Origin of the sequence: Streptomyces ficellus, from assembly GCF_009739905.1 — a bacterium.
Lineage (GTDB): Bacteria > Actinomycetota > Actinomycetes > Streptomycetales > Streptomycetaceae > Streptomyces > Streptomyces ficellus_A.
Genome location: NZ_CP034279.1, coordinates 5,280,540 through 5,293,749, shown reverse-complemented (window position 1 = coordinate 5,293,749; position 13,210 = coordinate 5,280,540). Strand labels below are relative to the sequence as shown.

Annotated in this window: 12 protein-coding genes; 8 read left to right on the top strand and 4 right to left on the bottom strand. The window is 72.4% G+C overall.

The features are described from left to right. Positions 1-113 precede the first annotated feature (113 nt). On the top strand, positions 114-2,177 hold the full coding sequence (locus EIZ62_RS23715; protein WP_156694714.1) for a PIG-L family deacetylase: 2,064 nt from the start codon (positions 114-116) through the stop codon (positions 2,175-2,177). A gap of 181 nt (positions 2,178-2,358) precedes the next feature. Here the strand turns inward: EIZ62_RS23715 and EIZ62_RS23710 are convergent, their stop codons facing one another. Beyond that, positions 2,359-3,678, bottom strand: a complete 1,320-nt coding sequence (locus tag EIZ62_RS23710) for a tetratricopeptide repeat protein (RefSeq protein ID WP_483030216.1) — start codon at positions 3,676-3,678, stop codon at positions 2,359-2,361. A 219-nt stretch (positions 3,679-3,897) separates the two neighbouring features. Between EIZ62_RS23710 and EIZ62_RS23705 the strand changes: the two genes are divergently transcribed. Beyond that, entirely contained in the window at positions 3,898-4,986 is a 1,089-nt protein-coding gene (locus EIZ62_RS23705) for an NAD-dependent epimerase/dehydratase family protein (RefSeq protein ID WP_156694713.1), read from the top strand. Here the strand turns inward: EIZ62_RS23705 and EIZ62_RS23700 are convergent. Beyond that, complete coding sequence (locus EIZ62_RS23700; protein WP_156694712.1) at positions 4,983-5,858, bottom strand: glycosyltransferase family 2 protein; 876 nt, start codon at positions 5,856-5,858, stop codon at positions 4,983-4,985. The genes EIZ62_RS23705 and EIZ62_RS23700 overlap by 4 nt on opposite strands. An 87-nt stretch (positions 5,859-5,945) precedes the next feature. Between EIZ62_RS23700 and EIZ62_RS23695 the strand changes: the two genes are divergently transcribed. Together EIZ62_RS23695 and EIZ62_RS23690 are read left to right on the top strand one after the other, a co-directional pair. Next, the gene (locus EIZ62_RS23695; protein ID WP_156694711.1) at positions 5,946-6,632 is read left to right on the top strand and encodes an LbetaH domain-containing protein; all 687 of its coding nucleotides are present in this window, start codon (positions 5,946-5,948) and stop codon (positions 6,630-6,632) included. Between the two features lie 206 nt (positions 6,633-6,838). Beyond that, the gene (locus tag EIZ62_RS23690) at positions 6,839-7,270 is read left to right on the top strand and encodes a VOC family protein (RefSeq protein ID WP_156694710.1); all 432 of its coding nucleotides are present in this window, start codon (positions 6,839-6,841) and stop codon (positions 7,268-7,270) included. Between the two features lie 4 nt (positions 7,271-7,274). Here the strand turns inward: EIZ62_RS23690 and EIZ62_RS23685 are convergent, their stop codons facing one another. Next, a complete protein-coding gene (locus tag EIZ62_RS23685) occupies positions 7,275-8,672 on the bottom strand; it encodes an MFS transporter (protein ID WP_244375933.1) in 1,398 nt (465 codons plus the stop codon). Between the two features lie 164 nt (positions 8,673-8,836). On the opposite strand from EIZ62_RS23685, the gene EIZ62_RS23680 reads away from it, so the two are divergent. Further along, positions 8,837-9,238 carry a DUF4234 domain-containing protein gene (locus EIZ62_RS23680; protein WP_156694709.1) on the top strand — a complete coding sequence of 134 codons (402 nt, stop codon included), beginning with the start codon at positions 8,837-8,839 and terminating at the stop codon, positions 9,236-9,238. A gap of 99 nt (positions 9,239-9,337) precedes the next feature. Here EIZ62_RS23680 and EIZ62_RS23675 read toward each other — a convergent pair whose 3' ends face one another. After that, positions 9,338-10,699, bottom strand: coding sequence for a glutamine synthetase family protein (locus EIZ62_RS23675; RefSeq protein WP_156694708.1), 1,362 nt, complete (start codon positions 10,697-10,699; stop codon positions 9,338-9,340). Positions 10,700-10,818: 119 nt separating this feature from the next. Here EIZ62_RS23675 and EIZ62_RS23670 point away from each other — a divergent pair, with 119 nt between their 5' ends. From EIZ62_RS23670 to EIZ62_RS23660, 3 genes are all read left to right on the top strand, one after another. Beyond that, on the top strand, positions 10,819-11,898 hold the full coding sequence (locus tag EIZ62_RS23670; protein WP_156694707.1) for a PP2C family protein-serine/threonine phosphatase: 1,080 nt from the start codon (positions 10,819-10,821) through the stop codon (positions 11,896-11,898). 31 nt (positions 11,899-11,929) lie between these two features. Further along, positions 11,930-12,304 (top strand): hypothetical protein, encoded by a 375-nt coding sequence (locus EIZ62_RS23665; RefSeq protein WP_156694706.1) that lies wholly within the window; start codon positions 11,930-11,932, stop codon positions 12,302-12,304. A gap of 236 nt (positions 12,305-12,540) precedes the next feature. Continuing rightward, on the top strand, positions 12,541-13,191 hold the full coding sequence (locus EIZ62_RS23660; RefSeq protein WP_156694705.1) for a DUF3105 domain-containing protein: 651 nt from the start codon (positions 12,541-12,543) through the stop codon (positions 13,189-13,191). The last annotated feature ends 19 nt before the right edge of the window (positions 13,192-13,210 follow it).

Here is a 13,210-nt window from a genome sequence, read left to right as displayed (position 1 = left end):
GCGACGGCGGGCGGGCGTGAGGCACGGCACACCGCGCCGGATGAACCCGCTGGCCGCGGCGGCCCTCTTCTCTGCCGGTTCGCCCCCTCCCTCGTCAAGGAAGCCCGCCGCCCATGCCCCGCCCGACCCTGCCCTCGTTCCGCCGCGCCCTGTTCGTGGCCGCGCCCCTCGCCGTGCTGGCCGGGATCACGGGCGGGACGCTGGCGCTGACCGCCGGCTCGTCGGACGCCTCCGACGTACCGAGCCGGGGCGTGCCCGAGGAGAAGGCGGTCAAGCCGGTCCGCACCCACGGCGAATCGGTTCTCCAGATCATGGCGCACCCGGACGACGACCTGTTCTTCATGAACCCGGACACCAGCCAGTCCATCGCCTCCGGGCGCAGCCTCACCTCCGTGTACCTCACGGCCGGCGAGTCCGACGGCCGCAACGCCCGCAAGCAGGACCCGAAGCCGCGCGCCGACAAGGCGGCGTACGCGGAGGCCCGGCAGAACGGGATACGCGCGGCGTACGCGGAGATGGCCACCGGCAACCGCACCAGCCCCTGGGACCGCACCTCCATCGCCACCGCGGGCGGCGGGCGGGCCGAGCTGGACACGCTGCGCGCCAAGCCGCAGATCAGCCTGGTGTGGCTGCAGCTGCGCGAGGCGGGCAGCATCACCGGCGACCGCCCGCACAGCCTGCACGGCCTGTGGGACGGCCGGGTGGAGCGCCTGGAGTCGCAGCTGGCGGCGGGTTCGCCGGTCCGGGACGACTTCTCGTACACCAGGACCGGGACCGTCGAGACGATCACCGGCGTCCTCGAACGCTTCAGGCCGACCTTCGTACGGCTGATGGACCCGACGCCGGGCCGCAACGACCAGACGGGCAAGCTCGCCGACCACCAGGACCACATGTACGGCGCCCGCTTCGCGCAGGCCGCGCTCGCCCGGTACGCCGAGAAGCCGGGGCGTCCGGCGTTCGCCGTGCAGAACTACCTCGGGTACCCGACCGGCGGCATGCCGCACGCCCTGGACCCGCGGACCACCGCGGCGAAGCTGCGCACGCTGAAGACGTACGCGTGGTGGGACCACACGGACTACTGCGAGGACCCGGCCGGCTGCGGCGACCGCAAGGTGGCGGCGCGCCCCGCCGGGCACGACTGGGCGCAGTCCATCCGCTACGCCCGCGGCGGTTCGGCCTCCTGGGTGCAGCAGGGTGCGGGTGCGGGCGAGCTGTACGCGTTCTCGGTGCTGGACGGCCGCCTGGCCGTGTGGCGCAAGGCCGGCGCCACGGCGAAGTGGACCGGTCCGATCCTGCGCGAGGGCGCGGGCCTGGACGCGGGGGTGACGTCGGTGCGGCTGCCGGACGGGCGGATCGCGGTCTTCGGTACGCGTACCGAGCTGGACGGCGAGTACCGCCGCGAGGTGGTGACGACCCTCCAGTCGGCGCCGGGCGGGGAGTTCGGCGCGTGGCGTTCGCTGGGCAGCCCGGAGCGGGACGACGCGTCGTCGACGTCCGACATCAGCCTGCCCGCGGTGCTGGTGGACCGGGCGGGCCCGATGGCGGTGTACGTGCGCGACGGCGCCCACACGCTGCGGGTGAGCGTCCAGCACGCGGACGGCGGCTGGTCCCCCTGGCGGCCGGCCGGCGGCAAGGACCTGCGGGGCGACCCGGTGGCGGCGACGGACGCGAAGGGACGCGGTTACGTGTTCGCGGCGACGCCGAAGACGGTGCTGGCCTGGACGGGACCGGCCGGGCGTCCGGTCACCGGCCCGGTGCCGACCGGGGCGCTGAGCACCTCGGCCGACGCCGCCGCCCGTCCCGCCACCGGCCCGGTGCCGACCGGGCTGCCGGCGACCACCGGGGCGCTGAGCGCCTCGGCCGACGGCGCCGACGGGGTCCGCCTCTGGTTCCGCAAGCCCGCCTCGGGTGACGTCCGCTCGGCCCGCTTCGCGGGCACCGGCCACGCCTCGCCGGTGCTCGACGTGCCGGGCACGGTCGCGGGGCACGGCGCGGTGGCCGCGTCGGACGGCCGGCTGGCCGCGCGCGGGGGCACCGGCGCGGTGTCGGCGGCCGGTCCCGGCGGGCCGTGGGTGCCCGGGCGGGGGCTGTTCGCCGGCGCCCCGGCGGCCGCGCCGACCGGCTTCGCGACGCTGGGCCTGGACGGCCGGCTGAACTGGTCGCCCTGGGGGCGGTGAGCCGGAGCGGTGAGCTGGCGCGAACGACGAGGTTCGCTGCTGCGGTGGGACCTGTCGCTCCCGACGGCCCGAACGAGGCGGCCTGCGAACTGCTGCCACGTGCAGCACCTTGTCAGCACCGTCACCATGCTTCCGCGTGCACGCGGAGCGGAGGCACAGGCAGGTTCGGGCCGCCGTCATGTCACAGCAGTGCTGCGGCTCGTCCGTCCAGTTCGGCCACGCCGGGGGCCTTGTCGTAGCGGGTGAGACGCACGCGCAGGTCGGTCAGCGCGTCGGTGATTCGCACGGACTGGACGCCTTCGGCGCAGTCTACGAAGTCGCCCCACGCGGCCAGGGCACCGTCCAGGTCGCCCTGGCGAAGGTGGACGTGGCCGAGGTCGCCGAGGACGATGGCGCGGGAGCGCCGGCGGTCCAGGCCGTGGACGTCGAGGGCGTGCTGGAGGTGTTCGCGGGCGCTGTCCAGGTCGCCGAGGCGGGCCAGGATCATGCCGGAGTGGTGGGCCCACCGGCCGGTGGAGAAGTGGGAGGCCCAGGACTCCCCCGGGGCAGCCGTTGCCCTTTCGATGGCGTTCTGGGATTTCGCCAAGGCGGTGCGGGCGAGTTGCTGGTCGCCGTCGAGGGCGGCGGCGTCCGCGAGGGTGGTCTGGTAGTAGGCGACGGCTTTCGGCTCCTCGAGCCGGTCCGCGTACTCGACGCACTTCTCCGACAGGCGCAGAGCAACGGCCCGGCCGCGCGGTCCGAGGTCGATGGCTTGGGTGGCCATCCCGCGCAGTGCGGTCGCGGCCGGTTCCGGCTCCCTGGCCTCTTCGGCGAGGGCGAAGGCGTGGGCGTAGTAGCGCTGCGCGAGGCCTTGGTGGTGGTCGTCGTTGCCTTCGTCCTGGACCATCCACCCGCACAGGTGCACCAGTTCGGACGCGGCGGCGAACAGGGCGCGGCCGGTGTTCTCGGTGTACCGGCCGTTCAGCCAGGGGCCGACGTTGTCGGCGAGGTACTGGACTGCCAGTCGGCGGGCGTGGGCGCCGCCGTATTCGGCGGCGGTGTCGCCGAGGGTACGGGTCATCTGCCGGATCGCCGCGACTTCACCGGCCCCGACCCGCAGGGCGTTGGCTGGTGCGGTGGCCACCCGGCGGGTGATGGCCTCGGCGTCGGGGAGGTTCAGCGCCGACAGCGCGAACGCGGCGGTCGCGGCCAGCATGGTGCGGCGTTCCATGTCACTCCTCCCCAGGGCAAGGACTGATCCCACGGTATCCGCGGCGGGCGGTTCAGGATCACCCCGATCGGAAACGCGGATACGGGTCAGGTCCAGATGTAAGACCTGGACGACGTACGGCAGCCACCCGTCCGGTGACGGAGTGCGCTCGCCCTTCATCCACCGGCGGGCGTACTGCCGCTCCAGGCCGTCCGGCCCGCGTCCGGCGGCCACGGCGACTTCGCGGGCCAGTTTGGTCGGGCCCCACCCGCGTTCCTCGCACGCCGTCCGGATCAGGTCCGTGATGGTCACCGTCTGCACCGCTGCCCCCCTTGGCCTACGCGGGCTTACAGAGACCTACAGGATGGCCCCTCCCCCCTCTTGGTCACAGGCCGTTGACTGATGCTCACCCGCCCGGGCCCGCCCCGGTCCACATCCGGTGGCTCGGGCGGGCCACTGCCCGGCATGAGGCGACCGTGTCCCGTGCCGGGGCCTCGTCACGAGATCCACCCCTCGTTCTGTGGAGGCATCGTGTACCACCGCTCAGACCTTGCCGTCCTCTCCGGTGCGACCGTCCTGGTGACCGGCGGCGCAGGGCTCGTCGGCTCCCGCATCACCGCCCAGCTGCGGACCCTGGGGGCCCGCCCGGTGTCGCTGTGCACCATGAACGCCTACCCCGACCACGTGTACGCCGACCTCTTCGGCGTACACGCCTCGACCCCCGACGTGGTCCTGGGCGACGTCCGGGACGCAGCCCTGGTCCGCGAGCTCGTCGGCAAGGCGGACTACGTCATCCACGCCGCCGCCCTGGCGGACGTCGCCGCGTGCACCCGCCAACCCCTCGCGGCGATCGACACCAACGTGGCCGGCACCCAGACCGTCCTGGATGCCGTGGCCGCGACGGACCGCGTACGCCGCATGGTGTTCGTCTCCTCCGCCAGCGTCTACGGCGACGGCAACCCCGAGGAAACCGACAGCCCCGACCTGCTGACCATGCGGCAGCTGATGGAGACCGTGCACGGCCGCATCCCGCCCCAGTTCCACGAGTTCACCCGCATGCGGCCCAAGTCGGTCTACGGCAACACCAAGGTGTGGGGCGAGGGGCAGACCGCACTGGTGCTCGGCCAGGTCGGCACGTCGTACGCGATCGTGCGCTACTTCTCCGTCTACGGCGAACCCCAGACCATCAAGCCGCACTCCCATTCCTGGGTCGTGGCCTGGTTCGCAGCCCGCGCCCACCTGGGCCTGCCCCTGCATCTGAACGGCGGCGGACGGCAGGTGCGGGACCTGGTCCACGTCGACGACATCGCCGAGGGCACCCTGCGCGCCCTCATCAGCCCGAGGGCCCACACCGAGATCGTGAACATCGGCACGGGCGTGCCCACCACCGTGCGGAAGGTCGCCGAACTGGTTCAAGGGCACTACCCGCACACGGTCTTCCTCGACACCCCAATGCCGGCCGGTGACCCGCTGGGCGGGTACGCGGCGATCCGCAAGATGGAGAACGTCCTCGGCTGGAAGCCGAAGGTCAGCGTCGCGGAAGGCGTCGACCGCTATGTGGATTGGCTCCGCAGCACCCCGGCTGCCGCCGACTGGCTCAGGCAAGCCACCGCGGTCTAGATGACCGGGGGCCTGCCCAGCCGGGTCAGCCGCCACACCGTCCGCCACCGCATCGGGCGGCGCGGGCCGCCGGACGTCCTGACCCCTTCGGCGAACCCGCCGAACCAGGCCCGCAGACCGGCCAAGGACCGCGTGCGCGCCACCGTCAGGCCCGCCCACACCCCGAGGTAGAGCGGAGCGAGCGGCGCCGGCAGGTGCCGCTTGGCCAGCCAGACCCGGTTGCGGGCCGTCATCCGGTAATAGACCGCGTGCCGGGCCGGGGAGGTCCTCGGATGCTGGAGCACCAGCTGCGGCTCGTACAGGACGTCCCAGCCCCGGTCGATGGCCCGCCAGGCCAGGTCGGTCTCCTCGTGGGTGAAGAAGAAGGCGTCCGGCCAGCCGCCCGTCTCTTCCAGCATCGGCATCGACAGGGCGTGCCCGCCGCCCAGGAAGGTGGTCACCAGGCCCCGCCGCATCGGGTCACCGGCACGCAGGCGGGGCACGTGGCGGCGCTGGGTGGCGCCGGTCTCGTCCGCGATCCGGAAGGAGACGATGCCGAGCCGGGCGTCCGCCTCATACAGGTCCGCGATCCGCCGGAAGACGTCCGCCTCGATGAGCAGGCCGTCGTCGTCCAGGTCCACCAGGACGTCCACGTCGCCGAACTCGCGCAGCCGGTGCCAGGCGACGTTCCGGCCGCCGGACACGCCCAGGTTCTCCTCCAGCTCCACCCCGGTCACGCTCTGGGGCAGGCCCGGCAGGGCCGTGCCGTTCCCGACGACCACGACTCGGACCGCCGGTTCGTCCTGCTTGGCCACGGAGTCCAGCAGGGCCAGCAGCTCAGGCATCCGGTCGCCCATCGTCAGCACGGCGACACCCACGCGTGGCCGGGACACAACCACCACTTCCTTCCGGGGGCCAGGTGAACGGCGAGCCTACCGCCGACGAACACCGGTCCCGAAGCCCAGAGAGAGGCCCCTGCCATGGCGCGGATCGTCCTCGGTGACTATGTCGCCGCCCCCACGCGCGGAGCGATCGCGACGACCACCTACCAGGCCTTGGAGACGTTCGAGCTGGCCGACTTCCTCGCGCAGTGGCCCGGCCTCCAGCGCGAGGCCCTGGTCCTGCTGGGGGAGGAACAGCGCATTCACCCCTCCGCCCACATCCACCCGACCTCGATCATCGGCGACGACGTGATCATCGGGCCGGACGTCAAGGTGCACGAGTTCACCACCGTCCGAAAGGGCAGCATCCTGTGCGCCGGGGCCCGGGTCGGCTTCAACTGCGAAGTCACCGCCGCCTTCGTCGGCGAGGACGCCGTCCTGGGGCACCGCATCGGCATCAACCGGACCATCCTCGGAGCCCGGACCCACCTGTCCGCTGACATCACCGTCGCCGCCATCAACATGACCACCGACATGCGCACCCCCGACCGGGAGGTCATCATGCGGACCCCCACCGGCCTGTACCGGTCGGGAACAACCCAGTTCGGCGCAGTGATCGGCGACGACACCCAGACCGGCAACAACATCAGCATCGGCCCCGGCGTCGCCATCGGCCGACGCTGCCAGATCACCAGCGGCGTCACCCTGGCCATCCGCGCCGTGCCGGACGACTGCACCGTCACCGCCCCGTACGCTGCCGAGACCAGCGTTCGCCGCCGCCGGTAGCACGAGCCATCCACCTGAGCCGGCACCTGCCGGGCCTCCTAGGTCTCGGCGGTGCTGAGGCGACAGCACCGCCGTCCCAGCACGGCGCGAGGCCCCCGTTCGCCTTCCGGACCGGCCGCCGTGAACCGCGACGCGTGTCGTCGATCAGTCGGCGGCGCGTACGGAGTTTGGGTTTGATGGACCCAGTCACCGACGGAGGAGCGCTCATGAACTGGACCCTCGAGGTCGTCCTCGTCCCGGCCACCGACCTGGACCGGGCGAAGGACTTCTACGGCACGAAGTGCGGATTCACGGTCGACCTGGACACGGAGGTGGCGCCGGGGCTCCGCATCATCCAGCTGACCCCGCCCGGCTCGCGGTGCTCGATCACCCTGCAGAGCGGTATGCCCGGGGCGCCGGGAGAGAAGTTGATGACGCCCGGTTCGCTGCACGGCCTCCAGCTGTGCGTGACCGACATCGAGGCGGCCCGCGAGCAGCTCGTCTCGCGGGGCGTGGAGGTGAGCCCCGTGCAGCACGTCGGCGAGAAGGGCTGGGAGGAGGGCAAGGGCGAGACGTGGAACTCGTTCATGTTCTTCAAGGACCCGGACGGCAACGGCTGGACGGTCCAGGAGGCGCCCTCCGAGCTGTCGGAGCGCTAGGGCGCTAGGCCGCGTCCTGGCGCCGCCCGGCCTGGGCCACGAGGACCAGGAGCAGCCCGCAGGCGGCGACCAGGAGCCAGCCGGGGCGTGACGCCCGGGCCAGCCCCGCCGGGTCGGTGCCCGCGACCAGGCCGCCGGCGACGGCGATGCCGATCGCCGAGCCGAACTGGCGCGCGGTGGAGGTGATCGCCCCGGCGACCCCGGCGCGGGCCGGGGGCAGCCCGCTCACGGCGGTGTTGGTGAGCGGTGCGTTGGCGAAGCCGAAGCCGATGCCGATGAGCGCGTACGCCGTGAGCATCAGCGGCACGCCCGTCTCCTGGTCGAGGCCGACGAGGCAGAGGCCGCCAGCCGCCATGAAGGCGCCGGCCAGGACGAGGGGCCGTCGCGGTCCGGTACGGCCGACGAGGCGGCCCGACCAGGGCGCGCACACGGTGGCGCCGGCCGCCATGGGGAGGGTCGCGAGGCCGGCGGCCAGGGGCGTCCAGCCGCGGCCGTCCTGGAGGTAGAGGGTGGTGAGCAGCAGCGTCACGTTGAGGGCGACGAAGACCGCCACGGCTCCGAGCACGGCGCCGCTGAAGGCCGGGTGGCGGTAGAGCGCCAGGTCCATGAGCGGTTCACGGCGGCGGGACTCGACCGCCGCGAAGGCGGCCGCGGCCAGGACGGCCGCCGCGTAAGCGGCCAGTGCCGGGGGTGACGTCCAGCCGATGTGCGGTCCCTCGATGAGGACGCCGACGGTCAGGGCGATGACCACGGTCAGCAGGGCCTGGCCGGGCAGGTCGAGCCGCCGGGCCCGGGCGGCGCGGGACTCCGGTACGAACACGGCGGTGAGGACGAGGGCGGCGACGACGACCGGCGCGTTGATCCAGAACAGTGCGCGCCAGTCGAGCCCGGCGAGGAGGGCACCGCCGGCGACGGGGCCGACCGCCATGCTGAGCCCGAAGACCGACGCCCAGACGCCGATCGCCCGGGCCCGCTCCTTGGGGTCGGGCATGGCGTTCACCACGATCGCGAGGGCCACCGGGCCGAGCATCGACGCGCCGACGCCCTGGGCGGCGCGCGCCGCGACCAGGACGCCCACCGAGGGCGCGAGCGCGCAGGCCAGGGAGGCGGCGCCGAACACGGCCAGCCCGGCCTGGAAGACCCGCCGGCGCCCGAACCGGTCCGCCATGGCGCCGGAAGTGATCAGCAGGCCGGCCAGGACGACGGTGTACGCGTCGACCGTCCATTCCAGGCTCCGCGTCCCGACGCCGAGGGCCCGCCCGATCTCCGGCAGCCCCACGTTCACGATGGTGGTGTCCAGGCCCACGAGGAACATGCTCAGACAGCAGACGGCCAGCACCGTCCAGCGCCGCCCGGTGCTCAACTCGGCCTGTATCGGCGGGGGTTGCATCGTCGTGGTCACGGTGTGCCTCTCACGTCCGGGGATGCGCTGCCCCGCCATGCTGGAACCGCACGCCGGCCACCGCCCAGAAACGTTGCGGGAACCGCAACTCCCGTCCTGACGCGCGCCCCGCGGCCTGGCGTGCTGCACTGGAGAGGTACGACCAGACCACGGCGGAGGTGCTCATGACCGGCCGCGTAGGCAAGACCCGGAACATCTTTCTCGTGTGGCTCGTCTGGCCACTGATCACCCTGGGGATCTACCACCTGGTCTGGTACTACAAGGTCAACCGCGAGGCGCGCGACTTCGACAATCGCATCGAGGTGCAGCCGGGTATGGCCGTGGTGGCCATCGCCCTCGGCTGGATCCTGATCGTCCCGCCGTTCATCTCGGTGTACAACACGGGCGACCGCATCGCCCGCATGCAGCGGGCGGCCGGAATGGAGCCGACCTGCAACCCGTGGATCGGCCTCATCCTGGTGTTCGTCTTCAGTCTGCACCCGCTGTACTACCAGCACGAGATGAACCAGATCTGGGCCCTCCACGGCAACCGCGAAGAGGGCGAACACGTGCCCCTGGCGGTCTGAGCACGCACGTACGCCCTGCCGACACGGTTGCGGGCCGGCGGTCGGTGACCGTCGGCCCGCGGCGTCCCGGCCCGCGGCGTTCCGCGCCCGCGTCCGCGCCTAAAGCACCGGCAGGTTCTTCCGCAGCTCGAAGGCGGTGACCTCGGAGCGGTACTCCTCCCACTCCTGCTTCTTGTTGCGGAGGAAGAAGTCGAAGACGTGCTCGCCGAGCGTCTCGGCGACCAGTTCGCTGCGCTCCATCAGGGAGATCGCCTCGCCCAGGTTCTGCGGGAGCGGCTCGATGCCCATGGCGCGGCGTTCGGCGTCGGAGAGGGCCCAGACGTCGTCGTCGGCGCCGGCGGGGAGTTCGTAGCTCTCCTCGATGCCCTTCAGGCCCGCCGCCAGCAGGACCGCGTACGTCAGGTACGGGTTGGCGCCCGCGTCGATGGAGCGGACCTCGACACGGGCGGAGCCGGTCTTGCCCGGCTTGTACATGGGGACGCGGATCAGGGCGGAGCGGTTGTTGTGGCCCCAGCAGATGTAGGAGGGGGCCTCGCCGCCCGAGCCGGCGGTGCGGGTGGAGCCGCCCCAGATGCGCTTGTAGGAGTTGACCCACTGGTTGGTGACGGCCGAGATCTCCGCCGCGTGCTTCAGGAGGCCCGCGATGAAGGAACGTCCCACCTTGGACAGCTGGTACTCGGCGCCCGACTCGTAGAAGGCGTTGCGGTCGCCCTCGAAGAGGGAGAGGTGGGTGTGCATGCCCGAGCCGGGGTATTCCGAGAACGGCTTCGGCATGAAGGTGGCCTGGACTCCCTGCTCCAGCGCGACCTGCTTCATGACCAGGCGGAACGTCATGATGTTGTCGGCGGTCGACAGGGCGTCGGCGTAGCGGAGGTCGATCTCCTGCTGGCCCGGCGCGCCCTCGTGGTGGCTGAACTCGACGGAGATGCCCATCGATTCGAGCATGGTGATCGCCTGGCGGCGGAAGTCCATGCCGACGTTCTGCGGGGTGTGGTCGAAGTAGCCGGAGTTGTCCGCCGGGGTGGGGCGGGAGCCGTCCAGGGGCTTGTCCTTCAGCAGGAAGAACTCGATCTCGGGGTGGGTGTAGAAGGTGAACCCGAGGTCGGAGGTCTTGGCCAGGATGCGCTTGAGGACGTAGCGGGGATCGGCGAAGGACGGCGAGCCGTCGGGCATCAGGATGTCGCAGAACATCCGGGCCGTCCCGGGCGCCTCCGCGCGCCACGGCAGGATCTGGAAGGTCCCGGGATCGGGCTTCGCGATCATGTCCGACTCGTACACCCGGGCGAAGCCCTCGATCGCCGAGCCGTCGAACCCGATGCCCTCGTCGAAGGCCTGTTCCAGCTCGGCGGGGGCCACGGCGACGGACTTGAGGAAGCCGAGCACGTCCGTGAACCACAGGCGCACGAAGCGGATGTCGCGCTCCTCGAGCGTACGGAGTACGAATTCCTGCTGCTTGTCCATTTCCACACCCATCCTCGCTGATCAGGCCAGCATGCCACCACACGGTTTCGTGCACGTTGCGAACCCATAGTGCATGGACCTCTGTGGCGCAGGTAACGGAGGCCTCGCAGACTGGTCCCATGGACCGTGGCACTCAGGAGCTGCCCGGCACCGGCAGGCCGCCGGTCTGGCTGCGCCTGCTCCCGTGGCTGACGATGGTCCTGCTGGTGATCGTGCAGCTCACCACGCCCAAGAGCGTGCAGCTCGGTTTCGCGTTCGCCGTGGTTCCGCCGCTGACGACGCTGCTGTACGGGATGCTCGGCACCGCCCTGGTGGCGGCCACCCTCTTCGCGCTGCTGCTGTTGCCGGTGATCCGCGCGGACGACGTCACGTACGGGGACCTGCTGGCGTTCGGGCTGATCGGGGTGGTCAGCGTGGTCCTCGCGGGGGTGCGGGTGAGACGGGACGCCCAGCTGGTGTCGGTGCGGACGGTGGCGGAGGCGGCCCAGCTCGCGGTGCTGCCGCCGATGCCGGAGCGGGTGGGCCCGGTGCGGTGCGGGGCGCTGTACCGGGCGGCGGAGCGGGGGACGCTGGTCGGCGGCGACCTGTACGACGTGCAGGACGGGCCGTACGGCGTACGGGCCGTCGTCGCCGACGTGAAGGGGCACGGGCTGGCGGCGGTGGGGACGGTGTCGGCGCTGCTGGGCGCGTTCCGGGAGGCCGTGCTCGACGAGCCGGACCTCGCCGGGGTGGCGAAGCGGCTGGACCGGCGGCTGGTGGTGGACTCGGCGGGGCGGGAGGACACGGAGGTGTTCGCGACGGCGGTGCTGATGGAGTTCCCCCGGGACGGCACGGCCGTGCGGGTGCTCAGCTGCGGCCACCCGGCGCCCCTGCTGGTGGACGGCGCCGGGGCGCGGGAGGTGGAGCTGGTGCCGGGCGCGCCGCTGGGGCTGGCGCTGGTGGAGTTCCGGGCGCCGGAGGCGGTGACGGTGCCGATGCGGCCGACTGACGTGCTGCTCGCGCACACGGACGGGGTGACGGAGGCACGGGACGCGACGGGCGCGTTCTATCCGCTGGCGAACCGGCTCCGGGCGGGTGCGCGGCCCGCGTCGCCGGTGGAGCTGGTGCGGGCGGTGTGGCGCGATCTGTCGTCGTACGCGGGTGAGGTCGCCGACGACGTGGCGCTGCTGGCGCTCAGCACTCCGGACGGCCATGGCTGACCGGGCGGTCGGCCCATTACCATCAGCGCCCATGGGGGGCCGCGGTTTCATACGCATCGCGCGTCCCACCGCGCTGCTCGGCGCGGTGGCGACGCTGCTCGCCGTGCTCTTCGTCTGCCTCTCCCCGCACGGTGCCGCCGAGGGCCCGGACGGCGCGGGTCACGAGCGGCGGGTGACGCTCGCCGCGCAGCCGCACCACGAGTACAGCTGCCCCTACGACCGGGGCGACTGCGGTCTCTTCCCGTACCGGACGCCGGCGGTCCTGACCGTCCCGCCCCTCGACCCGCCGCCGCAGGCGGACGCGCTCGTACGGGCCGGGCTGCATCCCCCGGTGGTCCGGCCCGCCGCGTCCGACGCCCGCCCGCGCGCGCCCGATCTCCACGTCCTTCAGGTGCTGCGGACCTAGGTCGTGTCCGCGCACTCTCGCCTGGCCCGCTGCGCCCCGCACGCGCGCTCGCGGCGTTGTGGTCGGTCGCCATGGCTCCGCCATGACTCCCTCCTCCGCCTTGCGATCGCACGCACCGGACACCGCGACCCCCGCCCTCCGGGCGGACGCCGATACGTCGCGGACACTCCCGAGGCGGCCCGCCGCAGCTCCGACGCCCCCACACGACTTCCGACCTCCGAGAAGGACCACCCACCATGGCTGCCAACCGATCTTCCACCGCCGACCGCCGCGCCCGAATAGAGCAGATGCGCCGGGCGGAGCAGGCCCGCGAGCGCCGCAACCGCATCATCACGATCTCCGTCTCCGCCCTCGTGGTCGCCGGTCTCGTCGGCTTCGGCGGATACGTGCTGAACAAGGAGAACAAGGAGCAGGAGCAGCGGGAGGCCGCGGCGAAGGCGCCCATCGGCGAGGAGAAGTCCTGGGACGCCAAGAAGCTGGGCCGCAACCACGTCACCAAGCCCGTGACGTACCCGATGAAGCCCCCGGTCGGCGGCGACCACGACCAGGTGTGGCTGAACTGCGACCGGAACGTCTACAAGAAGCCGGTCCCCGAGCGGAACGCCGTGCACTCGCTGGAGCACGGCGCGGTGTGGGTGACGTACAACGACAAGGCGCCCGCCGCCGACGTGAAGAAGCTGGAGGAGAAGGTCGGCAAGACCTCGTACTCCTTCATGAGCCCGGTCAAGGAGCAGACCGGCGCGATCATGCTGAGCGCATGGGGCAAGCAGGTCACGGTCGACGGGGCCGACGACCCGCGGGTGGACGCCTTCTTCACCCGGTACGTGCAGGGCCCGCAGACGCCCGAGCCGGGCGCGGCGTGCACCAACGGGCTGGACGCGCAGTGACGTCTGCGACGGTGCGCAG

What these genes read in the sequence shown, in the direction of transcription:
- EIZ62_RS23695 (WP_156694711.1), top strand. Translation starts at nt 5,946, where the DNA reads ATGGCGCGGATCGTCCTCGGTGACTATGTCGCCGCCCCCACGCGCGGA.
- EIZ62_RS23680 (WP_156694709.1), top strand. Translation starts at nt 8,837, where the DNA reads ATGACCGGCCGCGTAGGCAAGACCCGGAACATCTTTCTCGTGTGGCTC.
- EIZ62_RS23690 (WP_156694710.1), top strand. Translation starts at nt 6,839, where the DNA reads ATGAACTGGACCCTCGAGGTCGTCCTCGTCCCGGCCACCGACCTGGAC.
- EIZ62_RS23665 (WP_156694706.1), top strand. Translation starts at nt 11,930, where the DNA reads ATGGGGGGCCGCGGTTTCATACGCATCGCGCGTCCCACCGCGCTGCTC.
- EIZ62_RS23660 (WP_156694705.1), top strand. Translation starts at nt 12,541, where the DNA reads ATGGCTGCCAACCGATCTTCCACCGCCGACCGCCGCGCCCGAATAGAG.
- EIZ62_RS23670 (WP_156694707.1), top strand. Translation starts at nt 10,819, where the DNA reads ATGGACCGTGGCACTCAGGAGCTGCCCGGCACCGGCAGGCCGCCGGTC.
- EIZ62_RS23715 (WP_156694714.1), top strand. Translation starts at nt 114, where the DNA reads ATGCCCCGCCCGACCCTGCCCTCGTTCCGCCGCGCCCTGTTCGTGGCC.
- EIZ62_RS23675 (WP_156694708.1), bottom strand. Translation starts at nt 10,699, where the DNA reads ATGGACAAGCAGCAGGAATTCGTACTCCGTACGCTCGAGGAGCGCGAC.